The organism is Mesorhizobium sp. M4A.F.Ca.ET.022.05.2.1, from assembly GCF_003998845.1.
In the GTDB taxonomy this organism is placed as follows: Bacteria; Pseudomonadota; Alphaproteobacteria; order Rhizobiales; family Rhizobiaceae; genus Mesorhizobium.
Genome location: NZ_RZOJ01000682.1, coordinates 1 through 1,662, shown reverse-complemented (window position 1 = coordinate 1,662; position 1,662 = coordinate 1). Strand labels below are relative to the sequence as shown.

General features: G+C 66.4%; 1 protein-coding gene and 1 pseudogene. Both read left to right on the top strand.

Annotated elements, in window-relative coordinates; genetic code table 11:
• Nucleotides 1-628, top strand: a pseudogene (locus tag EN745_RS34515) (zinc-binding dehydrogenase); the annotation flags it as partial.
• Nucleotides 629-715: 87 nt separating this feature from the next.
• A partial coding sequence (locus tag EN745_RS34510) for a histidine kinase dimerization/phospho-acceptor domain-containing protein (protein ID WP_127423294.1) occupies nucleotides 716-1,662 on the top strand: 947 nt, incomplete at its 3' end.

Here is a 1,662-nt window from a genome sequence, read left to right as displayed (position 1 = left end):
TGAGCCCGCATGATGCGATGGCGGTCGGCACTGCCGGCTACACGGCCATGCTCAGCGTCATGGCGCTCGAGCGGCACGGCATCGTCCCGGATCGCGGCCCGGTGGTGGTGACGGGCGCGGCCGGCGGCGTCGGCTCAGTCGCGGTCTCGATCCTCTCCAGCCTCGGCTACCATGTCATCGCCTCGACTGGCCGCAATGCCGAAAGCCCCTATCTGATCGACCTCGGCGCCGCCGAGGTGATCTCGCGCGATGAACTCACCCAGCCGGCAAAGCCGCTCGCCAAGGAGCGCTGGGCCGGCGGCGTCGATGCGGTCGGCAGCCACACACTGGCCAATGTTCTGTCGATGACCGCCTACGGCGGCGCGGTTGCCGCCTGCGGGCTTGCCGGCGGCATGGACCTGCCGGCGAGCGTTGCTCCCTTCATTCTGCGCGGCGTCTCACTGCTCGGCATCGATTCGGTGATGGCGCCGAAGGCGGTCCGCCTGGAGGCGTGGCGCCGCATCGGCGCCGACCTCGACCATGGCAAGCTCGCGACGCTGTCCAGGACATCGGTTTTGACGATATAATCGACGCCGCGCGTGATATCGTCGATGGCAGGATCAGGGGTCGCGTCGTTGTCGATATGTGAGCGCTGACGGGCAAAAACCGCGCGACCGTTAAAATTCGAGCGATCCGCCGCAATCTTCCATAATGTCTCTGTGGCATGGCTTTCCGCATGATCGCGGAATCCGGCATCAAGGCGGCGGAGAGTGCCGATGGCGTGGACGGGCCGAACCCTGCTACGCCGAAGCGTCAGCTTGTCACCGCGCCGCCGCTGGCGCCCGTACTGCCGCCTGCCAATCCCGAAGGCCTGCCTTTCCTCACCGTCGTCGCCATCGCCGTGCTGGCGGGTCTGGCTCATCTCACCGGCGCGCCGATCTTCGTCACTCTCGGTCTGCTGGTGACCGGCCTCGCCGGCCTGGGCATGCATCTGCGCAACAAACGCAACGAACGCCTGGCCTCGGACTTGCTCGACGAGACCGCCGCCCGCAGCCGCGCCGAGATCGAGACCCTCGCCGACCGCATGTGGGAGATGCAGGAAAGCGAGGAGCGGTTTCGCGGGCTGATTGACGCGCTCGGCGATCTCGTCGTCCATCGCGATCGCGACGGCCATATCGTCTATGCCAACAAGGTTTTCGCCGACCTCGTCGAGGTCGACCAGCGCGATCTTGCCGGCAAGACGCTGTCGGAGCTCGGCATCGACGTCGGAATCGTTCCCGACGCCGCCTTCTCTGATCATGAATGCCTGAGCTCCACCGACGTCGCCGTCCGCACGCCGAACGGCCCGCGCTGGTTTTCCTGGATCGAGCTGTCGGTGCGCGACAAGGACAATGGCGCCGTCTCGCACCGGGCTATCGCGCGCGACATCACCGCCCGTAAGCGCGCCGAATCCTCGCTGATCACCGCCCGCGAGCGCGCCGAATATGCCAGCCAGGCCAAGTCGCGCTTCCTCGCCACCGTCAGCCACGAAATCCGCACGCCGATGAACGGCATCATGGGGATGGCCAAGCTGCTGGTCGACACCGATCTGTCGCCCGAGCAGCGCACCTATGTCGGAGCCGTCTCGACTTCGGCCAGCGCGCTGCTGGCGCTGATCGAGGATTTGCTCGACTACTCCAAGAT